We start from the raw sequence: 22,860 nt of genomic DNA on the forward strand, positions 1-22,860 counted from the left end.
GGACTCAACAAGTAATCAATCACCCGCCGCTTGCCCGTCTTCACTTCCGCACTCAAGCTCATCCCGGCACTCATCCGCACCTTGACCCCATCGATCTCCAGCGTGCTGCCATCCAATTTGATGCGCGCGGGGAATACCAGGCCCAGCTTTTCGTCCTGTGCGGCATCGTGAGACACGCTGGCGACCGTGCCGGTCAGATAGCCGTAGCGGGTGTAGGGGAAGCTGTCGACCTTGACGGTGACAGGTTGGCCGGGGCGCATGAAGCCGATGTCCTTGTTGAGGACGGTGACTTCAACCTCCAGCGCTTCTTCGGCCGGCACTACGACGAGTAACGGCTGTGCGGGCGTGACCACACCGCCTACGGTGTGGACGGCTAACTGCTGGATGGTGCCGTCAACCGGTGCGTGCAGCGCCATCAGCTTGTCGCGCTGGCCGGTCTTGGCAACGTCCTGGGTCAGCTGGCCGGCTTGCTCGCTTGCCTGGCGCAAGGCATCCAGTGCCTGCTGGCGGGTGTCGGTAACAAGCACGCGCAACTCCTCCTGCGCCGCACTGATCGCCGAGCGGATCTCCTGCAGGCGGTTGCGCTGGGTGGCGAGCTGGCTTTCTGCGGCGATGCGTTCCTGTTCGCGCAGCAGATAGTCGTGGCGGCCGACGTACTTGCCTTCGACCAGGCGGCCGTAGTCCTCTGCGCGCACTTTGGAGATGCGTGCGGATTCGGCCAGCGGTTGGATCGCGTCCTGAGTGGTCTGCAACTCGGCCTGGCGTTGGGCGATGCTGGCTTGCAGATTGTGCCGGCGGGCCTGGAAGGCGTCGAATTGGCTGCTGACCAGTTGCTGCTCGTTGGCGACCCGCTCTGCGGGGAGATCCGGTGCCGCCCCCAACTGCGGCGGTTGGCCGGTTGCGATGGCGGTCGCCAGCGTGGCCTGACGCAGCGCAGCGAGCCGTGCGTTGACCAGCGCGTCGCCGGCCTGGACGAATTCGGCGCCGGTGGCGGTGGCATCGAGTTCGACCAGCAACTGACCTTTCTTCACCGCCTGCCCGTCGCGCACCAGGATCCTGCGCACCACCGCAGTTTCTGCGGTCTGCACCACCTTGGTCCGCGAGTCGACCACGGTCTTGCCCGGTGCCACGGCGACGATGTCGAGCTTGCCCAGGCACGCCCACAGCAGCGCGACACAGAAGAAGCCGATGATGATGCGCATCGTCCAGCGCGCGGTGGGCGAGACCGGGGTTTCGGTCAGCTCGAGGTGAGCCGGCAGAAACGCGCGCTCGTCTGCGCTGCGCTCGGGCGGGTCGAGCTGGCGGCGTACTGCCCAGGCCGACTTGAAGATCTTGAGGTAGCGGAGGAAGAAATCGCGCCATCCCTGGAGCAGGTGCTTCATGGTGTCCCCTGTTGCAGTCGATACAAGTGGGCGTATTGGCCTTCCGGGCGGTCGACCAGCTCGGCATGCGAGCCGCTTTCGATGATGCGGCCCTTCTCCACCACGACGATGCGGTTGGCCTGCCGCACGGTGGACAGGCGATGGGCAATGATCAGCACGGTGCGCCCCTTGCAGATCGCACGCATATTGCTCATCACTGCATGCTCGGACTCGTAGTCGAGCGCACTGGTGGCTTCGTCGAGAATCAGGATGCGCGGATCGCCGATCAGTGCGCGCGCAATCGCAATGCGCTGGCGCTGCCCGCCCGACAGACCGGTGCCGTGCTCGCCCACTTTGGTGTCGTAGCCTTCGGGCAATTCCAGAATGAAGTCGTGGGCACCGGCCAGCTTGGCCGCATGGATCACCCGCTCCAGCGGCATACCGGGATCGGACAACGCGATGTTCTCGCGGACACTGCGGTTGAACAGGAAGTTTTCCTGCAGCACCACGCCCAGCTGCCGGCGCAGCCATGCAGGATCGGCCAGCGCCAGATCCTGACCATCGATCAGCACCCGCCCACGCTCGGGCGTGTAGAGCCGCTGCACCAGCTTGGTGAGCGTGCTCTTGCCGGAGCCGGAACGGCCAACGATGCCGATGATTTCGCCTGGGCGAATGTCCAGCTCGATGCCGTTGAGCACCTCGGGCGCATCCGGCCGGTAGCGGAACGTGACCCGCTCGAACGTCACCTGCCCGCGAATCGGCGGCAAGGCCAGGCGGCTGCCCGGCACCTCGGTGCGGGTATTGAGGATGTCGCCCAGCCGCTCGACCGAGATACCGACCTGCTGGAAGTCCTGCCACAGTTGGGCCAGGCGGATGATCGGCGCGGTGACCTGGCCGGACAACATGTTGAAGGCAATCAACTGACCAATGGACAGCTTGCCCTCCATCACCAACTTGGCGCCCCAGAACAGCACCGCCACTGCGGTGAGCTTTTGCACCAGCTGCACGCCTTGCTGACCCAGCGTGGCAATGCGGGTGACATTAAAGCCAGCGCTGACGTATCCGGCGAGCTGGTTGTCCCAGGTGCGCGTCACCCGTGGGTCGACCGCCATTGCCTTGACCGTGCCGATGCCGCTGACGGTTTCCACAAGAAAGGACTGATTGTCCGCACCGCGAGCAAACTTGTCGTTCAAGCGCTTGCGCAGCACCGGGGTGATCAATCCGGAGATCGTGGCGTACAGCGGCAACGACAGCACCACGATCAAGGTCAGCCAGCCGCTGTACCAGAACATCACCGACAGAAAGACCACGGTAAAGAACAGGTCCAGCACCGAGGTCAGCGCCTGGCCGGTCAGGAAGTTGCGGATGTTCTCCAGTTCGCGCACGCGCGCAATGGTGTCGCCCACCCGCCGCGACTCGAAGTACGCCAGCGGCAACGACAGCACATGCCGGAACAGCCGCGCACCCAGCTCCACATCGATCTTGCTGGTGGTGTGGGCGAACACATAGGTGCGCAGTCCCGATAGCAGCACATCGAACATCGCCATCGAGACCAGCCCGATCGCGATCACGTCCAATGTGGTCAGACCGTTATGCACCAGTACCTTGTCCATCACCACTTGATAGAACAGCGGTGTGATCAGCGCGAACAGCTGGATGAAGAACGAGACGATAAAGACCTCGAGCATCAACTTGCGGTATTTGACCACCGCCGGGATGAACCAACTGAAGTCGAACTTGGCCAGGTCGCCGAGCACCGAAGCCCGCGAGGCCACCTGCAACAACCTACCCTGGTAACGCGCCTCCAACTCGGCGGGCGAGATGGAGCGCGGCCGTTTTTCGACCAGATCGTGGATCAGGATCTGGTCCGCGCCGACCTTGGCGATAATAAACGCGTGGCCATCCGGCACCAGGGCCAGGGCCGGTAGCGCGGCCATGCCGATCCGCGTCGCCGGTTGGGCAACGACTTTGGCTTTCAGCCCCAGTTGCTTGGCCGCCAGCAGCAGTGTGGTCTCGTCGAATGGCTCGCCCCCACGACCGAACCCATGCGCCAGCTGCACCGCGTCTGCGGCAACGCCATGAAATTGCGCCNGCCCCAGTTGCTTGGCCGCCAGCAGCAGTGTGGTCTCGTCGAATGGCTCGCCCCCACGACCGAACCCATGCGCCAGCTGCACCGCGTCTGCGGCAACGCCATGAAATTGCGCCAGCAGGACCAACCCCTGCAGCCCCAGATCCGGCCGGTCATGCACCGACGAGCCGCCCTCGACCAACGAGAGCGACGCACTTCCCCCTGACATACGCGTTCCTTGCTGAGAGCCGATGGGCTCAAGTGACGGAATAGAATCTTGGGATGTTAAGAACCTGTCAATCAGCCAACCCCTGCTGACGATCTATTTTCTCAATCAGCCGTCTCTCGGGCTGAGACGCAGCCACTGATATCGAACGGGTCATACCCTTATAGGAATACCTACTAATGGTAAGCAGCAAGGGGCGCCCCTTGACATCGTTGCCGATGCAAGCATGTCCGCTTGTCATATTTCCGCTACCATGCCAAGCCTCACGCCTACAACCGGCCCGCCGTATGTCCACTGCCCCGCAAAAGCCGCTCGCCATTCGCGAGCGTCTGTCCGAAGTCCGCTACGAAATCCGGGGCGAACTGGCGCGGCGAGCGCGGGAGCTGGAGGCGCAGGGCCGCAAGCTGATCAAGCTCAATATCGGTAATCCGGGTGCATTCGGGTTCCGGGCGCCGGAGCATCTGCAGCGCGCGATCGCCGACGACATGGGCCGCACCGATCCCTACACCCATCAGCAGGGCCTGCCGGAAGCGCGCGAAGCCATCGCCACCGCGTACTCGCGTCGCAAGCACCCGGATGCGCACCCGGACCGGATCTTCCTGGGTAACGGCGTCAGCGAGTTGATCGACCTGTCGCTGCGCGCCCTGCTCAATCCCGGCGACGAAATGCTGGTGCCCTCGCCCGACTACCCGCTGTGGTCGGCGGCCACCATCCTCAACGACGGCCGCCCGGTGTACTACCGCTGCGCGCCGGAAAACGGCTTTCAGCCGGACCCGGTGGAGATCGAGACGCTGGTGTCCTCGCGCACCCGCGCCATCGTGCTGATCAACCCGAACAACCCCAGCGGCGCCAGCTACTCGCGCGAACTGCTGGAGCGCATCGTGGCGATCGCGACCAAGCACAACCTGTTGCTGATGGTCGACGAGATCTACGACCAGGTACTCTACGACGGCGCGGAATTCGTGCCGGTGGCGCCGCTGGCCGGTGCGCATCCGTGCATCACCTTCAGCGGCCTGAGCAAGGTGCACCGTGCCTGCGGCTGGCGGGTCGGCTGGGCGCTGCTATCCGGCGAGCAATCGCGCATCAACGACCTGCGCAACGCAATGGACCTGCTCGGCGCCTTGCGCCTGTGCGCCAACGTGCCGGGCCAGTACGCCATCGATGCGGCGGTCAATGGACCGGACACCATTTCGGCGCTGTGCGCGCCCGGTGGCCGCCTGTATGAAACCCGCCGCGCGGTGATCGAGGCCTGTGCGGCCAGCGCGCATCTGCAGCTGGTGGCACCGGCCGGGGCGCTGTACGCATTCCCGGCGGTGGTGGGCGCGGCCGCGCGCAACTTCGACGATCACGCGTTCGCACTCGATCTGATGAACGAGGAAGGCGTGCTGGTGGTGCCCGGTTCCAGCTTCAACGTGCCGTATCGCCATCACTTCCGCGTGACCCTGATGCCGGAAGCCAGCGTGATGCGCGACGTGTTCGCGCGCATCGACCGCGCCCTGGCGCACCGCGCCGAGGCGGTGACCAAGGTGGTGCCGCTGAAACCGCGCAGCGTGGCGTGATGGCCGCACTGGGCGTGCCGCAGCGCTATCTGGCGCTGGGCGATTCGTACACCATTGGCGAAGGCGTTGCCGCTGCGCAGGGGTGGCCGGCGCAGCTGGCCGATGGCCTGCGTGCGCATGGTTGGGCGGCGCACCCACCACAGATCATCGCCACCACCGGCTGGACCACCGACGAATTGCAGGCCGGAATCGACGCGACCGCGCCGCAGGGTCCGTTCGATCTGGTGAGCCTGTTGATCGGTGTCAACAACCAGTACCGCGAGCGCGCACTGGACGACTACCGCAGCCAGTTCGATGCGCTGTTGCAGCGCGCGATCGAACTGGCCGGCGGGCATGCCGCACGCGTGCTGGTGCTGTCCATTCCCGATTGGGGGCTGACGCCGTTCGCACGCGCGCAAGGCCGCGATGCCGGACTGATTGCGGCGCAGATCGACGCATTCAACGATGTGGCGGCGGAGCGCTGTGCCGAGCGCGCAGTCCGCTTCGTCGATATCACACCCACCAGCCGCGACGGCGGCGATGCGGTGGAGATGCTGGTCGAAGATGGCCTGCACCCCTCAGCCGCGATGTATGCGCGCTGGGCCGCCGTGGCCTTGCCCGCAGCGCGCGATGCACTGGGCGCGGTCGGCTCGGTGGATCCGATCGGCCCTCCGCTGCTCTAGCCAGTGGCCCGGCGCCAGCAGCCGCCATCGGCGCTCGCGTAAGAGGCAGCAGGATCATCTGGCCGCAGGTCTGCCGTTCTCGTACGCAGCGGGGGCCCTGCGGCTGCCGATGACCTCCAGCGCAGCCGTCAGCACGTCCTGGCCGGTCCAGACAGGTGGCAGAAACGCCAAACCCGGCCTACCCCAATCGCGCCGCCAGGCCCTAAGCTACCCGCGCAACACGTCTGATTGCCAAGGAACGACATTGCACAGCCCCGCTACCCAACCGATGAGCCGCGCACAGGCGCTGGCGATCGCACGCGCCTTCCTGCCCCCGCATCCGCTGGGCAACCGCTACGACTACTACTACACCCAGGCCAAGTTGCGCACCGACCCGCTGTATCCGGGCGTACTGGCGCAGCTGCGCAGCACCACCGCGCCGGTGCTGGACCTGGGCTGCGGGCTGGGCCTGCTGGCGCATGCCCTGCACGCCGATGGCCAGGCGCTGGCGTACTACGGCGTGGATGTGGACGCCTCCAAGATCCGCCGCGCGCACCACATCGCGCAGCGTTCGGCGCTGGGCAACACCAGATTCGAAGTGGTCGACCTGAGCCTGGCATGGCCGCAGCACCAGGGCAGCGTGACCATCCTGGATGTGCTGCAGTACCTGCAGTCGGACATGCAGGCCGGCCTGCTGCACAGCGTGGCGCAGATGCTGACCCCCGGTGCCAAGCTGGTGATCCGCAGCGCCCTGGGCGACGACAGCCGGCGCGGCCGCACCAGCCGCGTCACCGACGTGCTGGCGTACTTCAGCGGCTGGATGCAACGCATGCCGCGCAGCTACCCCACCCGCGACAGCCTGCAGGCGCAGCTGGATGCCGCAGGCCTGCGCGCCACGTTTGCGCCGCTGTACGGCAATACGCCATTCAACAACTGGCTGATCGTGGCCGAACCGCGCTGAGCGCGGCGGTCCTGGCAAGACCAGTGCAAGCAGACCCGATGGCTGCATGCACCGTCTCCATTGCTGACCTGCGCAGCCGACGCGCGCCGCGCGTCCCTAAAGCAGCTCACACGACTACTGCGCGGCCGCCAGGCGGGCGCGGCCGGTGCTCGGAATCGGCATCAACCCCTCCTACACTCCGGTTTCTCCACGCCGTCCGCAGCTGCCTGACGTTCGCTCGCTGCGTTTTGTCAGCGCTCCTAGAACTTCCAGGATAGCGTCAGCTCCACATCGCGCGGGTCGCCGTAGATCAGCTGGCTCTGGTAGACGATGTTGGCGTAGTAGCGGCGATCGAACAGGTTGCGCACATTGAGCTGCGCCGACCATGCCGGGGTGATGTCGTAACGCGCCATCGCATTGGCCAGCACCACGCTGCCCTGGCTGAGCCGCTGCGTGGTCCCCAGCGGCCCTGCCATCAATTCGTGGATCGGCGACTGCCAGCTCAGCCCACCACCGAGCCGCCACGGTCCGGTCTGCCAACTGGTGAACAACGTGGCTTCGCGACGCGGGCTGGCCGGATTGACGTCCACGCCGCTGGCGTCGTTGGCATCGAACTGGGCAACCCCCAGCGCGATGCGCCATTGCTCGGACAGCTGTCCATCCAGCTGAAACTCCACGCCCTGGCTGACCGTGCCCTTGGCAGCCAGATAGGCCTGGGTGGTGGTGCCCGGCACCAGCTGGCCCGGGTCGTTGACGGCCAGGTTGTCCTGCTCGATACGGAACAGCGCCAGTGCAGCGTTGAGCTGGCCAGCGAAGTACGCACCCTTGCCGCCGATCTCGTAGCTATTGCCTTCCAGCGGATCCAGATAGCGCCCGCCGCGGTCGCGATTGTCCTGCGGCTTGAAGATGCCGGTGTAACTGGCATACAGCGAATGATGGTCGTCCACATCGAAGATCAGGCCGGCATACGGCGTGGTGCGGCCTCGGCGCGCATAGGAATTGGCCGGCAGCAGCGCGTCGGTGCTCTTCCAGTCGGTGACACGCGCGCCGACGATCGCCTTCAACGCATCGCTCAGCTGGAAGCGCCCGGCCGCGTAGGCGGCCACCTGGCGCACCTCGCGTTCTTCGCCCTTGCTCAGCGGCGACCACGCGGGCTGCGCCATGGTACCGGTCCAGGCGTAGACGCTTTCGGCCACCAGCGGTTGCAATGGCAGGTCGAACCAGCTGCGGATCGCGCGGTTCATCCAGGTGGCGCCGGCCACGATCTCGTGCTCGCGGCCCCACAGCCCCAGCGGCAGGCTGACATAGGCATCCAGACTGTTTTGCGCGCTGAGCGTGGGGTAGCTGCCGCCGAAGGTGCTGGACAGGCCCAGGCCGGTGTCCTTGTCCGGATAATCCAGATAGCCGAACAGCACCGACTTCCAGTCGGTTTCAAAACGCTGGTGCGAATACTCCACGTGCAGCTGCGCGCCATTGTCGAAGCGGTGGGTCAGCCCGGCGAACGCGTTGGTGGTATCGGCCACACCACGCGCCCAGCGCGGCGTGAACGCATCCGAGCGAGCGAAGTCGGTGCGACTGCCATCGCTGAAATACGCCGGCACTCCGCCCCAGGTGGTGCCGCGCCCATCGTTGCGCTGTTTGTTGACGCCGATATAGCCGCTGGTGGACGCGCTGAAATCGGCATCGACAATGCCGTAGAACAACGTGGATTGCTTGCTGTAGTAATCGCGGAACGACTGTTTGTCTTCGTAGCTGGCCACCACGCGGCCGCGCACGTTGCCGGCGGCATTCAATGGCGACTGCAGATCGGCGGTGCCGCGGTAGCGATCCCAGCGACCGGCCGACAGATCCACGCGGCCGGTGGCCACCCCGCTGTCGGCGTGCTTGCGCAACAGGTCGATGGAGGCGGCCGGGCTGCCTGCACCGGAGGTCAGGCCATTGGCGCCGCGGACGATTTCCACGCGGTCGTAGATCGCCATGTTCTGCTGCACATCGCCGCTGTAGTCGGTGGGAATGCCGTCGATGCGGTAGTAGTCCACCTCGAAGCCGCGCGCGGTGATGTAGGTGCGCTCGGTATCCCAGGTCGGCGAATTGAAGCCGGCCACGGTGTCGGTGACGTCCTGCAGCGATTGCAGGTTGCGATCGACGATCTGCTGGCGCGTCACCACCACCACCGACTGCGGGGTATCGCGCGGCGACAACTCCAGCTTGGTCGAACTGCGGGCGATATCGGCGGTGTAGGAATCGCGCCCCTCGGTGGCGGCACCGCGATGTGCCTGTACCTGCAGGCCATCCAACTCCACCGGATCGCGCGTGGCCGACTGCGCGGCAACCATCCACGGCCACGCACAGGCCACAGCCAGCACGCACGGCGTCAGACCGATGCGCGACGAACGGAAATCCGCACGCACGGCGGCACGCGCGAAGACATTGCGATGAAACATGGGGTCAGCCTCATGATCGGAACTGCCGTCGACGACGGCCATGGAGGCTGGCGGGGAGCGCGGCGCGAAACAGCGCGATCCGGAAGCTGGCTGGGGGGCGCATGTTCGATCTGCTTGAAACTGCTGTCAATAGAACGCAGACGCGCGCGGCTGACCCTGCGGCACGCATCAATGTGATCGAACGGAACACCACTCGCATGCGACGCGATGGAAACTTCCGCGCTACACCTCACCTCCATACGCACTGCCACCATCGCGTTCGGTGTATCGCCGCGTCTGGCTCCCTGCCCCAGTACCTGGCTGCTGCGCCGGCCCAGCCAAGTCGACACGCAGCGCGCACTGATCGGCCTGACGACCACAGGCGCTACCGGCACCAGCGGCCTGGCCATGCGCACTGGCGTATCGCCACAATCCCGCGATGCAACGCGGCGCACCCACTGCGTCAGCCGCAGGCACCGGCACGCCAAGCGACGGCGCCGCGTGCGCTGGCAGCGCACAGCGCCCGCGCCAACCTCAATCCGGGCGCCGCCCCGCCAGCCCGCGCGCCTGCATCGCGTCCAGCACGCCGCGCAGGATGGTGAGGTTGTGGCCGTGCGCGGCGCCTTCGTGCAGCAACACGATGGCGCCGGGGTGCAGGTCGCGCACGATGCGCGCCACGGTGGCGTCCGGCTCGCAACGCACGCCGTCGAAGCCGCGCGCGCTCCATGCCACCCGGGTCAGCCCGTGCGCACGCAGTGGCGAGGCGACGAAGGGGTTGGTCATGCCCACGACCGAGCGGTACAGCCGCGGCGCCTGCCCGGTGATGGTGGCCAGGGTGCGCTGCGCCAGGCCGATTTCCTGCGCCATGCGGCGCGGTCCCAGCGCCCAGAACCAGGCCTGCGGATGGGTCTGGCTGTGATTGCCGATGCCATGCCCGCGCCGCACCATCTCGCGCACCAGGTCCGGCCGCTGCTCGGCGCGTGCGCCGACCACGAAGAAGGTCGCCTGGGCGTCGTAGGCGTCGAGCAGGTCCAGTATCGCCGGGGTGTCGTCGGAGGGGCCATCGTCGATGGTCAGCCACACCTGCGGCGCCCGTCCGGGCAGCCGCGCCAATACCGGCGCATACAGCCGCGCACGTGGCAGGAACACCGGCACCACGAACAGCGCATGCGACGACAGCAGCGCGGGCAGCCCCCAGGCCCATCCCAGATGCCACCACAGCAACGCCACTACCGCTTGCGAGAGCGCGAACGGGCCGACCCAGCGATACGGGCGCGAGGGGGTGCGATACAGCGTTTCCGGCGTGGTCATGCCGCATGATGCCATGCGGCGTAGAATGGACGGTCTCCACGACCCGACCGAAGTGCTGCCATGTCCCTCGATCCCGCCCTGCGTTCCCGTATCGATACGCTGCTGCAATCCAGCCGCGTGGTGCTCTTCATGAAAGGCCAGCCCGGCATGCCGCAGTGCGGTTTTTCGGCCAAGGCGGTCGGCGTGCTGGACGGCCTGGGCATCGACTATGCCCACGTCAACGTGCTGGCCGACCAGGACATCCGCGAGGGCATCAAGGCCTATGGCGACTGGCCGACCATTCCGCAGCTGTACGTGGACGGCGAGCTGGTCGGCGGCAGCGACATCATCGTGCAGATGGCCGACAGCGGCGAGCTGAGCAGCATGCTCGGCCTGCAGGCGCCGGACCGCAGCCCGCCCAGGATCACCATCACCCCGGCGGCGGTGGACATGCTCAAGGGTGCGCTGGCCGATGCGCCGGATGCGTCGCTGACGCTGGCCATCGACGCCAACTTCCAGCCCAACTTCCAGCTGGCGCCGACCAACCCGAACGCGATCGCGGCCGAATCCAATGGCCTGCGCGTGCAGTTCGACCTCGCCAGCGCGCGCCGCGCCGACGGCATCACCATCGACTGGGTCGACGATATCCGCGGTCGCGGCCTGGCCATCGACAATCCGAATGCGCCCAAGCCGGTGCAGGAGCTGTCGGTGCGCGATGCCGACGACCGCCTCAAGGCCGGCGGCCTGACCCTGGTGGACGTGCGCCCGGCCGACGAACGTGCACTGGCCACAGTGGCCGCGCCGTTCCGCACCCTGGATGCGCACGAGCGCCAGGCGATCGAGCAACTGCCCAAGGACACTCCGCTGGCGTTCCTGTGCCACCGCGGTGGCCGCAGCCTGCAGGCAGCCGAGCATTTCCGCGGCCTGGGCTTCACCAACGTCTACAACGTCACCGGCGGCATCGACGCGTGGTCGGACGCCGTGGACAACGGCGTTGCCAAGTACTGAACCTGGCCAGACACCGCTGACCAAAACGGGCGCTCCACGGGGCGCCCGTTTTGGTATGGACGGATTTCAGGGAGCGGCCACGTGCTCCAATGGCGCCGCCTGCAGGCGGTCCGATCACCGGCCGCATGCGTCCTGCCGCCGCACGGCGTGACCCGATACGGCAGCGCACCTGAGGCCATGCCGATCTGGCAATCCCAGTGCCCGCCCTAGGGTCAACCCGCAAACCCGCCGTCATCCAGGAACTGCTGTTCCTCGGCCGTGGTGGCACGCCCCAGTACGGCATTGCGATGCGGGAAGCGGCCGAAGCGCTGGATGATCTGCTGGTGCTCCAGCGCCCATCGCGTGGTTTCCGCCTCGTCCAATGCACCGATCAGCTGCACCGCGCGCGCCTGCTCCTGCAGATCCTCCGCATGCTCGAACGGCAGATAGAAGAACAGACGCAATTGCGCCGACACCTGCTGATCGAACCCGCGCGCCAGGGCCTGCTTGGCACACTGCAGCGCCAGGCCATCGGTGGCATAGGCATGCGCGCTGCCGCGAAAGGCATTGCGCGGAAACTGGTCGAGCAGGATCAACAATGCCAGCGCATCCTCGGCGCGCTCCATCCAGTGCGCATACTCGCCGCGCGCCGCAGCGAAATGCTGCTCGCTGAAATGCTGGCGGAAGTTGGCATCGAACGCATCGTTATGCGTGAACCAGCGCGCCGAGCCGGCCAGCTCCCAGAAAGCCAGCACCACATCGGCCTGCTTGTTGCGCTCTGACTTGGCGATCATCGACGTTTTCCTGGGCGAATACGGCATAGCATGCACCGCCGCGGATGCTGGAGCCAGCATGGCGCACCTTCCGCACTTGGCAATCCGGGCGCAGGCGGCTAGGTTTGCGGCCTACACTTTCGTGTCACCGGGGAAATCCATGCGTTCCATCCTGTGCGCCGCCCTTGGCGCGGCGCTGCTGTGCGGGCCTGCGTCTGCGGCATCGCGTTTCGTGCAAGACCCCTACCCCAGCACCTACCACGCGCTTGCGTCCGGTCCGGTGCTGATCCAGCACGCCACGGTCCTGACCGGCACCGGCGAGCGGCTGGACGATGCCGACGTACTGCTGCGCGACGGCAAGGTGGCTGCCGTGGGCCGCGCACTCCAGGCACCGGCCGATGCACGCCGCATCGACGGCACCGGCAAGTGGGTCACCCCCGGCATCATCGACGTGCATTCGCATCTGGGCGTGTATCCCAGCCCCGGCGTCAGCGCGCACAGCGATGGCAACGAGATGACCGCGCCGGTCACCCCCAATGTCTGGGCAGAGCATTCGATCTGGCCGCAGGACCCGGGCTTCGGCACCGCGCTGGCTGGCGGCATCACCTCGCTGCAGATCCTGCCCGGCTCGGCCAACCTGATCGGTGGGCGTGGCGTCACGCTCAAGAACGTCGCCTCCACCACCTACCAGGGCATGAAATTCCCGGGCGCGCCATGGGGCCTGAAGATGGCCTGCGGCGAGAACCCCAAGCGCGTCTACGGCGAGAAGGGCGGGCCCGGCACCCGCATGGGCAATGTGGCCGGCTACCGCGCCGCCTTCATCGATGCGGCCGAATACCTGCAGAAGAACGCACCGAAGAAGAAAACCGAAAAGAAGCGCCATTGGTGGAGCCGCGGCGGCGACAACGACAGCAGCGGCGATGCCGGCGGCAAGCGCGACCTCAAGCTCGACACGCTGGCCGGCGCCATCAATGGCGACATCCGCGTGCACATCCACTGCTACCGCGCCGACGAAATGGCCACCATGCTGGATCTCTCGAAAGAATTCGGCTTCCACATCGCCGCCTTCCATCATGGCGTGGAGGCCTACAAGCTTGCCGACCGGCTGGCGCAGGAAAACGTCTGCGGCGCGCTGTGGGCCGATTGGTGGGGCTTCAAGATGGAAGCCTTCGATGGCATCCAGGAGAACATCGCGCTGGTCGACCGCCCGGCCAACAGCTGCGCCATCGTGCATTCGGATTCGGAAGAAGGCATCCAGCGGCTCAACCAGGAAGCGGCCAAGGTGATTGCCAACGCGCGCCGCAGCGGCATGGAGATTCCGCCCGAACGTGCGATCCGCTGGCTCACCAGCAATACCGCCAAGGCACTGGGCATCGAGCAGCAGACCGGCGCATTGGAGCCGGGCAAGATGGGCGATGTGGTGGTGTGGAACGGCAACCCCTTCAGCTCCTACGCGCTGGCCGAGCAGGTGTACATCGACGGTGCGCAGGTCTACGACCGCCACAACCGCGCATTGCAACCGGTCTCGGACTTCATGCTTGGCCAGGAGGTGGCACGATGAGCCGCACCCGCGTTGATCGCCCGCGTCTGCGCGCACTGTCAGCCCTGCTGCTCGCGGCGCTGGCCTTGCCCGCCGCCGCCCAGCAGGTGCTGATCCGCGGCGCCACCGTGCACACCGCCACCGCACAGGGCACGCTGCGCAACACCGACGTGCTGGTGCAGGGCGGCGTGATCCGCGCCATCGGCAGCAACCTGGCGGCACCGGCCGATGGTCGCGTGATCGACGCCAGGGGCCGGCCGCTGACCCCGGCGCTGTTCGGCGGCATCACCGAGATCGGCATCGAGGAAGTCTCCGGCGAAGACAGCACCGTGGACAGCGGCGTCAAGCTGGCCGATCAACCGATGCGCCCGGAGTTCGACGTGACCCTGGCCTACAACCCGGAGTCGGTGCTGGTGCCGGTGGCGCGCGTGGAAGGCATCGGTTTCACCGCATTGGGGGCGACCACCAGTGGCGCCTTCATCGCCGGCCAGGGCGGCATCGTGCGGCTGGATGGCAGCCCGGATCCGGTCGGGCCACATGCCTTGTTTCTCCGCATCGGCGCGGCAGCCTCCGATCTCACCGGCAGCTCGCGCGCCGCGCAGTGGATGCTGCTCGATCAACTGGTGGCCGAAGCGCGCGGCCGCGTGCCGGCCGATTCGCCGCATGCCTTGCTGACCCCGATGGGCCGCAGCGTGCTGGCCAGGTATCTGGTCGGGCAAGGCCGCATCGTGGTGCAGGTGGAACGCGCCGCCGACATCCGCCAACTGCTGCGCTGGGCGCAGCGCGAGAAGGTGCGCATCGCCATTGCCGGCGGCGCCGAGGCCTGGAAGCTCGCGCCGCAACTGGCGCAGGCCGGGGTTCCGGTGCTGGTGGACGCGCTGGCGGACCTGCCGTCCACCTTCGACCAGATCGGTGCAACGCTGGAAAACGCCGCACGTCTGCGCGCGGCCGGCGTGGAGGTCAGCTTTGCCCAGAGCGGCGATGCCTCGCATAACGCGCGCAAACAGCGCCAGCTGGCCGGCAATGCGGTGGCCAACGGCCTGCCGTGGGAATCCGGCCTGGCCGGACTGACCCGCGTGCCCGCAGAGATCTTCGGCGTGGGCGATCGCATCGGCAGCATCGCGGTGGGCAAGCAGGCCGATCTGGTGTTGTGGGAAGGCGACCCGCTGGACGTTGCGCACTACGCCGAGCAGGTATGGCTGGGCGGGCGCGAGATGCCGATGCGCTCGCGTCAGACCGAGCTGCGCGACCGCTACATGCCGCAGGCCGGCCCGTTGCCGCGTGCGTATCTGAAGTAACGTCGCGCACGAAACCACGCCTGCGCGGCCACCTGGCAAGGTGGCCGGCACGCTCAAGCGACATGTCCGCTTCGTACGCTGCGCTTGCTTCGCAGCGGCCACGCCGAGCCGGTCACCGCTCGCTCCAGCGGCGTGCGTTGTTGTCTGCGCGGTGTTGCAGTGGTTTCGCCAGCGCAGTCCCGTGCATGCATCGGCCTGCGCATCCACCATCGCCGGCACCCTGCCGGCATGACTTGCAAGGACTGCCGATGCGCTTGCCGCGCCGCCTGGTGTCATCCCTCCTCGCCGCATCCCTGGGGTTGCTGCCGCTGTCGAGCGTGGCGCAAGCGGGATGGATCAACGCGCAAGGCGAGCCGATTGCAGCCTCGCCCAGCCGCAAAACCGTGCAGGACATGGGCGCCAGCCTGTTACTGACCCCGGACGCGGATTGGCAACAGAAGTGGAACACGCCCAGCGACATCACTCCGCATTTCAACCAGGCCGATCATGTGGCCACTGGCGACACCTTGTTCGTGCTGATCTTTCTCTCCAACCCGGGCCTGGATGCACAACGACGCGCCGATGTGGTGTGCAGCATCCGCGTCGTCGACCCCACCGGCCATGCCGCGCAGGACACCGTCGATGCGCCCTGCCTGCAGACGGAAATCGGAGGCGACCCGCGCCACGTCTATCTGGCCCAGGTCGGCCTGGCGGTGCGTGCGGAGGCGAGCGACCCGCCCGGCCGCTGGCAGGTGCAGGTCACCGTCAACGACCGGCGGCGCGGCATCCGCATTCCGCTTGTCAGCAGCTTCACCATGGGCCGCCAGCGGCAGCCGGCAAAGACCCCATGAATGCCCTGTCGTGGCGCGCGCGTGCGGGCTACCTGCTGCTGGCCGTTGCGCTATTGCTGATCGAAGTGGCGATTGCCGCAGGGTGGATCGGCGGTGCGTGGGTGCGCGGCAGCCTGGGCGATGTGCTCGCCGTGGCACTGGTCTACTGCGGTCTGCGCGGCGTGTTTGGCACTGCGCCAGGGTGGACCTGCCTGCTGGCAGTCGGCATCGGCTGCGCGATCGAAGGGTTGCAGGCCATCCATCTGGCCGACCGGCTTGGTCTGCGCCCCGGCAGTGCGGCCTCTATCGCACTCGGCAACACCGCAACGCTGCACGATGTGCTGATGTATGCCATCGGCGGCGCGATCGCCCTCGGCTGCGATGCGCTGCTGCCACGGCGGCGTCGTGCAATGCCTGCGGCACCCCTGGTTGATTGATCCTGCTGGCCCTGGACTGTCATGGCGCTCCGTCTGTCTTCGCATATCACCCGCTGCGCCGCCATTGTCATCGTGCTTGCGCTGGGCGCCTGTGGGCCCGATGCCACGCCTGCATCGCCAGCGCGTGCCGGAGCGATCGCTGCGGCCGCAACGGCGCCTGCCCGCACCGCAGTGACGCTGCACTGCCCGGATCCGGGAGATCTCACGCAGGAGGCTGCCGGCCTTGCCGCAGGCGCTGGCGATCGCGTGCGGCGCGTGGGCCCACATCGGCTGGAAGTGGCAACCGATGCGGGCACGCAGGTGTTCGAGGACAGCCCGCCCTACGATGAGCCACTGGATGGCGCCGCCTACCGCTATTGCGATCGTCGCGATGCGTATGTGTTGCTCCATCACCGCGATGGCGACAGCCTTGCCGGGGTGCTGATCGATACGCGCACCGGCGGACAGCTCCCTGTTCGCTGACCATCCCGCTCAGCGAGATCGTGTCGCTGCAACCACGCTGGACACCGCTGCTCGGGCCGTTGCCGGTCGCGCCGACATCGTTGGCCGTGCAGGTACACAAGGGCGACGACTACCGGTTTGTGATCGGCAAACGCGACCAATGGATGGCCGCCATTGCCAGCGCATGCGCTGCGCTTCTCCAGCCAGTCCTGAGCACCCGTGTGGCCGCGGCATGTCGCCGTCGCCGTCGTGCAGCAACGCATCCATCCCGGGTCGCAGTGCAAGCGTGACCTGCACACCGGTTCATTACTGAAATTCGAACCGGGTGCACGCTCTGCGTCTGTGGCGGTCGCAGCATCGGCCCGGCCCGCCTAGCATCGCGCAGCGGCCTCACGGCCACACCCCTACTTCGACGGGAACAAGAACATGCTCCGCTCCACCCTGCGCATGCTGGCGTGCGCGTTATGTCTGTAAGGCGGCGTCAACACGCCGGCCATGGCTGCATTCGGGTTCACCCGCAGCAGCGACCGCATCGTGGTGGACACCGGTGCAGAGCTGGTGTTTTCGGTCAACGCCAACAATGGCGATATCGTCTCGATGCGTTATCGCAACAACGAACTGCAGACCACCGAATCCAAGGGCTCGCATCTCGCCTCCGGGCTGGGCAGCGCCAGCGTGGAGGCACGCGTGGTGGGCGGGGCGATCGTGGTGTCGGCCAAAGCGGGCGATCTGATCCAGTACTACATCGCACGCAAGGGCCGTGACGCGATCTACATGGCCACCTATGCGCCGACCCTGCTACCGGTGGGTGAACTGCGCTTCATTGCGCGCCTGAATGTCGGCAAGCTGCCCACTGCGCAGCAGGAACCCGATTCCAACGTCGGGACGGCGATCGAAGGCGAAGATGTGTTCCTGCTGCCGGATGGACGCACCAGCTCCAAGTTCTATTCGGCGCGACGCATGCTGGACGACCAGGAGCACGGCGTCAGCGGCTCCGGCGTTGCGGTGTTCATGCTGATGGGCAATCGCGAACACAGCTCGGGCGGGCCGTTCTTCAAGGACATCGCCACACAGAAAACCCGCATGACGCATGAGCTCTACAACTACATGTACTCCGACCATACCCAGACCGAAGCCTTCCGCGGCGGCCTGCATGGCGTCTATGGCCTGTTGTTCACCGATGGCGGTGCGCCGTCCAGCGCACAACGCAGCACCGATTTCATCGATGCCACGCTGGGGCTCAGCGGCTACCTGGCCAGCAGCGGGCGCGGCGGCGTCAGCGGGCGGGTGAGCGGCGTGCTGGCCGGGCAACCGGCGGTGATCGGCCTGCGTAACGCACAGGCGCAGTACTGGGCCACCGCCAATGGCAGCGGCGATTACCAGATTGCCGGTGTGCGCCCGGGCCGCTATCGCATGACGCTGTATCAACACGAGCTGGAGGTGGCGCAACGCGATGTCGAAGTGTTCGCCAATGCCACCGCACAAGCTGCCTTGCAGGCGACCGCCCTGCCGGGCACGCTGACATGGCAGATCGGCATTGCCGACGGCACGCCGGGCGGATTCCGGCATGCCGACCTGCTGCCACGCGCGCATCCTTCCGACACGCGCATGCGCTGGACCCCGCTCACCTACACCGTGGGTTCCAGCAATGTGGGCAGCTTCCCGGCAGTGCAGTGGCGCGGCATCAATACGCCCACCCGGATCGACTTCACCCTGGCAGCCAACGCGGTGCGCGCTTATCGCCTGCGCATCTTCGTGCCGCTGGCACAGGTCAGTGCACGTCCGCAGATCAGCGTGAATGCCCGCTGGAACGGTCCGGTGCCCGCCGCGCCCACGCAGCCCAAGACGCGTGGCATCACCCGTGGCACCACGCGCGGCAACAACACGCTGTACGAGGTGGACATTCCGGCCTCCGCACTGCAGACGGGCACCAACCGCATCGAGATCGGCATTGCCTCGGGATCGCCGGATAACGGCTACCTGAGCCCAGCCCTGGTCTTGGACAGCGTGCAGCTGGTGGCGTTGTAGCACGGCCGGCATGTCCTCCACCGCGCGCAGCCGCAGCGATGGAGGACATGGATTCAGCAACACCGCGGCACGCGGTCAGGCAGGTGCCGGCCATCCTGCCGGCAGCTGCGGGGTACGGCGATGTCTTGTCTGTCGTTCGACTACCTCGCTGGCAACGTGCCTCGGTGACGCACGATGCAGCGCGCGCCGGATCACTTCGCAGCGATGGACCCGCTCAACGACACCGTGCCCATCCCGCCGGTGACCTCGAAGCCGCCTTCCACCACCTGCAGGTACAGGTCGCTGCTGTAGCGGCCATCGCTGCCACGCAAGGCCTGCAGCTTGGTCAGGAACGCCTTGACGTCCGCATTGAGATTTCCCTTGGCCGGAAGCGGATTGCTGTTGCCGGCCGTGCCATGCGGAATGAAGGTGTACACGTAGTAGCCCGCGGCTGAATTGTTGCCCTCCCACAGGTCGTAGGTGACACCGCCGGAGGTGATCGCATTGGATGCGGTCAGGCTGCCCAGCGGATACGAGTTATTGGCGCCCCAGATCATGACCTCCAGTTGCGGGTTGCCCTTGCTGGTGTCCTTGCGGAAGAACAGATCGTAGGCGAAGTCGCCGGTCTGTCCGCTGCCCTTGGTGGTAAAGGTCAGCGCGCCACTCAGGCTGCCGATCTTGGACACCTGGTGCGGGAAGTAGCTGTCGGTGGCCGGGTTCATCGTGTAGTGCCAGCCACGGCAGATGGCCGGGTAGGCATACAGCTGGCCGCTGGGCAGGTTGTAGGACACGGTCAGACTGGGCGTACTGCCGGAGCCGAACGTGGCTTTGATGTTGTTGTTGCCGTCGTTGAAATTATTGTTGTACGCATAATGCGTGCCGTAGACCTTGGTCTCGCCGGTATAGGCGATCGCGCCGCCTGCGAGCAGCAGCAGGGCCAAGGCAGCGGCGCGCGGCAGCAGGCCGCCAGAGGCAGGCAGACGAACGCTGTGGTGCAGGTACATGGGGTGAACTCCGATCATGCATGAGAGGAATGCGCCCACGTCCCCGGCAACACGCCGCGCAGTGGGCGAACGAGGGTTGCTTCGTCCGGCGCGACGACGCGTGTCGTGCACCGCCACGCACTTACGGAGCGCGGATAGCGCATCCATGCAGACCGGTCACCATGGTCTCGTCCGAGGTGCGGCGCCTGTGCTGCAGGCGTCGCACACACGACCATGTCATTGCTTCCACGCAGCTGACGTCCGCGGCAGGCGCAGCCTGCCGTGCATCGCGTCAGCGAGGTCCAGCGGACATGGACCGCCTCGGCGGCGGACCATGCGCTGTCATCCGTGGTGGGTGTTACTTCGCGTCCATCGTTGCGCTGACCTTGGCCCAGCCGTTGCCGCGCACCACTTCGAAACCCGCCTCGGCCGCGTGCAGGTACATGCTGTTGTTGTAGCGGCCGTCCCTGGAGCGGTTGTTCTGCAACCAGGTCAGGAACGGCTTGGCATCGATATTGAGACTGCCGCTGGTCTTGAGCGTGGGCTGGCCCGCGGTACCGGTGGGGATGAAGGTGTAGACGTAGTAGCCGGCGCCGGAGTTGAAGCCTTCCCACAGATCGAAGGTGCGCCCGCCGGCGGTGATCACCTTGGTCGCGGTCACGGTGCCGATCGGCCAGGAGTTGTGGTCGCCCCAGATCATCACTTCCAGCTGCGGGTTGCCCTTGGTGGTATCCCAGCGGAAGAAGATGTCGTAGGCGAAATCGCCCGCCAGGTTGCTGCCGCCAGCGCTGTAGTTGAACTTGAATGGCAGCGAGCTGATCGAGGAAATCTGCTTGGGAAACAGCTTGTCGCTGGTCGGATTCCAGTCGTAGTGCCAGCCGCGCACGATCGCCGGGTAGCCGTAGAGGTTGTAGTCGGCGAAATTGAAGGTGACTGCCAGTTCGGGCGTACTGCCGGTTCCGAAGGTGCCCTGGATGATGTTGTTGGGGTCGTTGAAGTTATTGACCCACGCATAGTGGTTGCCAAAGATCTTGTACGGCCCCGCCAGGGCCGCCGGTGCCAGCGCCACCAGGCCGATGACCAGCGCCGCCTTCCACCAGCGCGATGCGTGCCGCCGCGGGCGGGGCGCCTGTGCGCCGGTCTGAGCGAGGGAGTTGGATGGGGTGGTGTGCATTGGACTCTCCATTGTGTTTGGCGCAGCGACACCGGTACGGCGCCGCCGAGACCTGCCCTGTAGCGGTTGCGACCGACCCTAGCAGCGCCTGCGCGGGAGGAGCTATAGCGATTCCGGCAGGGCGAGCGCGCCAAGCGCGATAGCGGGCGCCACCTGTCACCCGAAGCGTGCACTGGTCCTCAGTTCCTGCCCCTTGCGCGGGCAGGGCGTCATGTCCGGCTCAGGTGCCCAGCCCCGCCTGGTGCACCAATGCTGCACAGCCACATGCATGCGCCGTCCGGTGAGAGAGGCCGGGACGGTCGGGGGACAGGCTGCAGCTGGCGCGGAAGCTGGCGCTGCGCTGCCGCGCCGGCAGGGCAGCGACGGCGCGCCATGTCCACGGCTGCAGGCCCGCCGGCCAGGCATTCGGTGCGTGGGTCTACGCCTGGGACCGGGTTTGCGATAGCGTTCGCACTTGGAGACGACGCAATAGCCGGAGGGGGCGACGATGCGCATCGGAATCGTGGTGGACAGTGCATGCGACCTGCCGCAGGACTTCATCCAACGCAACAACGTCATCGTGCTGCCGATCAGCGTCAGGATCGGCGAAGCCGTGCTGGCCGATCACCGCGACGAGGAGGCCACGCTGAGCTTCCTGCAGGCGCATGTCGCCGAGCGCGGGCACGAGGCCGAGACCACGCCGTTTTCGGTCAACCAGATCCGCGACCTGTTCCTGCAGCAGCTGGTGATCGACTACGACCATGTGTTCTGCCTGACCATCTCCAAGCTGCGCAGCCAGATCTTCGACAACGCCATGCAGGCCAGCTTCGCGATCCTCAACGACTACAAGCCGATCCGCCAGGCGGCCGGCCACAGCTCGCCGTTCGCGCTGCGCGTGATCGACACGCTCAACCTGTTTGCCGGGCAAGGCATCACCGCAGTGGAAGCGGTGCGCCTGCGTGACCAGGGCCAGGGCGTGGCGGCGATCCGCAGCCGCCTGGAACAACTGGCCGAACACACCTATGGCTACATGATTCCACGCGATCTGTACTACCTGCGCGCACGTGCCCGCACCAAGGGCGATCGCAGCGTGGGCCTGATCGGTGCGGCGCTGGGCAGTGCGCTGGACATCAAGCCGGTGCTGCGCGCCTACCGCGGCGTCACCGAACCGGTGGCCAAGCTCAAGGGCTTCGAGCCCTCAGCGGAGAAGTTGTTCGGCTTCACCGTGCGCAAGATCCGCGAAGGCCTGATGACGCCCACGGTGTGCGTGGGGTACGGCGGCGAGCTGTCCGAGCTGCATGCCCTGCCCGGCTACACCGCGCTGCAGGCTGCCTGCCAGACCCATGGCGTGGAATTGTTCGAAAGCGTGATGAGTCTGACCGGCATGGTCAACGTGGGCAAGGGCGCGCTGGCAGTCGCATTCGCGGCCGAACCGCACACCTTCTCCGCCTGAAGCAACAGCGCGCGGGCATCTGCGTCCTCGACGGTGTTGTCACCCCGTCTTGGCTAACGTGCCGCCGTCATTCAACGGAGTCCTCCCATGCCTGTCAGCTACTCGATCAGCCTGCCCGACCCCAAGCTCGCCCGCGGCAGCGCACCGTCGGTGAGCTTCACCGCCAATGGCGCCGACGCATTTGCCGAACAGCTGCAGGCGGCCTTGCGCGACCCGGCCTGGTTCGATCGCTGGCGCCAGCTGCAGGCCGACCCGGACGAGGTGGACCCGACGCTGGGCATCACCGACCCGGCAGCGACGGTCACCGGCAAACAGCAGGATCTGCGCGTCGATCTGGTGGCCACCACCAATATCCCCGGCGATCTGTTCAAGCAGCGCATGCAGGCGCTGGCGGGCGGTCACTGGGAAATGCGCGACGTGCGCTGACGCACGACCATCAAGGCGATGCCGCCACGCTGCCCGTGTGGCGGC

Annotated in this window: 18 protein-coding genes, 1 other RNA gene and 2 pseudogenes; 14 read left to right on the forward strand and 7 right to left on the reverse strand. The window is 66.6% G+C overall.

Features of this window, described 5'->3' with window-relative positions; genetic code table 11:
* Together XCSCFBP4642_RS0119010 and XCSCFBP4642_RS0119015 are read right to left on the reverse strand one after the other, a co-directional pair.
* On the reverse strand, nucleotides 1-1,382 hold a 1,382-nt coding region (locus tag XCSCFBP4642_RS0119010; RefSeq protein ID WP_029221164.1), incomplete at its 3' end, for an HlyD family type I secretion periplasmic adaptor subunit.
* Entirely contained in the window at nucleotides 1,379-3,481 is a 2,103-nt protein-coding gene (locus XCSCFBP4642_RS0119015) for a type I secretion system permease/ATPase (RefSeq protein WP_033899406.1), read from the reverse strand. The genes XCSCFBP4642_RS0119010 and XCSCFBP4642_RS0119015, both read right to left, overlap by 4 nt.
* Nucleotides 3,482-3,942: 461 nt before the next feature.
* Here XCSCFBP4642_RS0119015 and XCSCFBP4642_RS0119020 point away from each other — a divergent pair, with 461 nt between their 5' ends.
* The 4 genes from XCSCFBP4642_RS0119020 (at nucleotide 3,943) to XCSCFBP4642_RS27620 (ending at nucleotide 7,052) form a co-directional block, all read left to right on the forward strand.
* Nucleotides 3,943-5,214 carry a pyridoxal phosphate-dependent aminotransferase gene (locus XCSCFBP4642_RS0119020; protein WP_029221166.1) on the forward strand — a complete coding sequence of 424 codons (1,272 nt, stop codon included), beginning with the start codon at nucleotides 3,943-3,945 and terminating at the stop codon, nucleotides 5,212-5,214.
* Nucleotides 5,214-5,876 (forward strand): SGNH/GDSL hydrolase family protein, encoded by a 663-nt coding sequence (locus XCSCFBP4642_RS0119025; RefSeq protein ID WP_029221167.1) that lies wholly within the window; start codon nucleotides 5,214-5,216, stop codon nucleotides 5,874-5,876. Before XCSCFBP4642_RS0119020 ends, XCSCFBP4642_RS0119025 begins: the two co-directional genes overlap by 1 nt.
* 268 nt (nucleotides 5,877-6,144) lie before the next feature.
* A complete protein-coding gene (locus tag XCSCFBP4642_RS0119030; RefSeq protein ID WP_029221168.1) occupies nucleotides 6,145-6,816 on the forward strand; it encodes a class I SAM-dependent methyltransferase in 672 nt (223 codons plus the stop codon).
* Nucleotides 6,817-6,976: 160 nt separating this feature from the next.
* Nucleotides 6,977-7,052: non-coding RNA, sX9 sRNA (locus XCSCFBP4642_RS27620), on the forward strand.
* A gap of 3 nt (nucleotides 7,053-7,055) precedes the next feature.
* Here XCSCFBP4642_RS27620 and XCSCFBP4642_RS0119035 read toward each other — a convergent pair.
* Nucleotides 7,056-9,239 carry a TonB-dependent siderophore receptor gene (locus XCSCFBP4642_RS0119035; protein WP_029221169.1) on the reverse strand — a complete coding sequence of 728 codons (2,184 nt, stop codon included), beginning with the start codon at nucleotides 9,237-9,239 and terminating at the stop codon, nucleotides 7,056-7,058.
* A 513-nt stretch (nucleotides 9,240-9,752) separates the two neighbouring features.
* Complete coding sequence (locus XCSCFBP4642_RS0119040) at nucleotides 9,753-10,544, reverse strand: polysaccharide deacetylase family protein (protein WP_029221170.1); 792 nt, start codon at nucleotides 10,542-10,544, stop codon at nucleotides 9,753-9,755.
* 45 nt (nucleotides 10,545-10,589) lie between these two features.
* Here XCSCFBP4642_RS0119040 and grxD point away from each other — a divergent pair, with 45 nt between their 5' ends.
* Entirely contained in the window at nucleotides 10,590-11,516 is a 927-nt protein-coding gene (grxD, locus tag XCSCFBP4642_RS0119045; RefSeq protein ID WP_029221171.1) for a Grx4 family monothiol glutaredoxin, read from the forward strand.
* A 212-nt stretch (nucleotides 11,517-11,728) separates the two neighbouring features.
* On the opposite strand, the gene XCSCFBP4642_RS0119050 is transcribed toward grxD, so the two are convergent.
* On the reverse strand, nucleotides 11,729-12,289 hold the full coding sequence (locus XCSCFBP4642_RS0119050) for a DUF924 family protein (protein ID WP_029221172.1): 561 nt from the start codon (nucleotides 12,287-12,289) through the stop codon (nucleotides 11,729-11,731).
* A gap of 139 nt (nucleotides 12,290-12,428) precedes the next feature.
* On the opposite strand from XCSCFBP4642_RS0119050, the gene XCSCFBP4642_RS0119055 reads away from it, so the two are divergent.
* The 7 genes and pseudogenes from XCSCFBP4642_RS0119055 (at nucleotide 12,429) to XCSCFBP4642_RS25330 (ending at nucleotide 18,821) form a co-directional block, all read left to right on the forward strand.
* On the forward strand, nucleotides 12,429-13,829 hold the full coding sequence (locus XCSCFBP4642_RS0119055; protein ID WP_029221173.1) for an amidohydrolase: 1,401 nt from the start codon (nucleotides 12,429-12,431) through the stop codon (nucleotides 13,827-13,829).
* A complete protein-coding gene (locus XCSCFBP4642_RS0119060) occupies nucleotides 13,826-15,106 on the forward strand; it encodes an amidohydrolase family protein (RefSeq protein WP_029221174.1) in 1,281 nt (426 codons plus the stop codon). Before XCSCFBP4642_RS0119055 ends, XCSCFBP4642_RS0119060 begins: the two co-directional genes overlap by 4 nt.
* 248 nt (nucleotides 15,107-15,354) lie before the next feature.
* Entirely contained in the window at nucleotides 15,355-15,936 is a 582-nt protein-coding gene (locus XCSCFBP4642_RS0119065; protein WP_029221175.1) for a hypothetical protein, read from the forward strand.
* Nucleotides 15,933-16,352, forward strand: coding sequence for a ribosomal maturation YjgA family protein (locus tag XCSCFBP4642_RS0119070; RefSeq protein ID WP_029221176.1), 420 nt, complete (start codon nucleotides 15,933-15,935; stop codon nucleotides 16,350-16,352). The genes XCSCFBP4642_RS0119065 and XCSCFBP4642_RS0119070 overlap by 4 nt, the downstream gene beginning before the upstream one ends.
* A gap of 21 nt (nucleotides 16,353-16,373) precedes the next feature.
* Nucleotides 16,374-16,814: a hypothetical protein gene (locus XCSCFBP4642_RS29725; protein ID WP_029221177.1), complete on the forward strand. Its 441-nt coding sequence runs from the start codon at nucleotides 16,374-16,376 to the stop codon at nucleotides 16,812-16,814.
* Nucleotides 16,808-16,990 (forward strand): annotated as a pseudogene (locus XCSCFBP4642_RS30200) (hypothetical protein); the annotation flags it as partial. The gene XCSCFBP4642_RS29725 and the pseudogene XCSCFBP4642_RS30200, both read left to right, overlap by 7 nt.
* A gap of 229 nt (nucleotides 16,991-17,219) precedes the next feature.
* Nucleotides 17,220-18,821: pseudogene (locus XCSCFBP4642_RS25330) on the forward strand (rhamnogalacturonan lyase B N-terminal domain-containing protein).
* Between the two features lie 191 nt (nucleotides 18,822-19,012).
* Here XCSCFBP4642_RS25330 and XCSCFBP4642_RS0119085 read toward each other — a convergent pair.
* Together XCSCFBP4642_RS0119085 and XCSCFBP4642_RS0119090 are read right to left on the reverse strand one after the other, a co-directional pair.
* Entirely contained in the window at nucleotides 19,013-19,804 is a 792-nt protein-coding gene (locus XCSCFBP4642_RS0119085; protein WP_084624594.1) for a GH12 family glycosyl hydrolase domain-containing protein, read from the reverse strand.
* Between the two features lie 337 nt (nucleotides 19,805-20,141).
* Nucleotides 20,142-20,957, reverse strand: a complete 816-nt coding sequence (locus XCSCFBP4642_RS0119090; protein WP_029221179.1) for a GH12 family glycosyl hydrolase domain-containing protein — start codon at nucleotides 20,955-20,957, stop codon at nucleotides 20,142-20,144.
* 487 nt (nucleotides 20,958-21,444) lie between these two features.
* On the opposite strand from XCSCFBP4642_RS0119090, the gene XCSCFBP4642_RS0119095 reads away from it, so the two are divergent.
* Both XCSCFBP4642_RS0119095 and XCSCFBP4642_RS0119100 read left to right on the forward strand, forming a co-directional pair.
* Complete coding sequence (locus tag XCSCFBP4642_RS0119095) at nucleotides 21,445-22,389, forward strand: DegV family protein (protein WP_029221180.1); 945 nt, start codon at nucleotides 21,445-21,447, stop codon at nucleotides 22,387-22,389.
* 87 nt (nucleotides 22,390-22,476) lie between these two features.
* On the forward strand, nucleotides 22,477-22,815 hold the full coding sequence (locus tag XCSCFBP4642_RS0119100; RefSeq protein WP_029221181.1) for a hypothetical protein: 339 nt from the start codon (nucleotides 22,477-22,479) through the stop codon (nucleotides 22,813-22,815).
* The last annotated feature ends 45 nt before the right edge of the window (nucleotides 22,816-22,860 follow it).

Origin of the sequence: Xanthomonas cassavae CFBP 4642, from assembly GCF_000454545.1 — a bacterium.
Classification (GTDB): domain Bacteria; phylum Pseudomonadota; class Gammaproteobacteria; order Xanthomonadales; family Xanthomonadaceae; genus Xanthomonas; species Xanthomonas cassavae.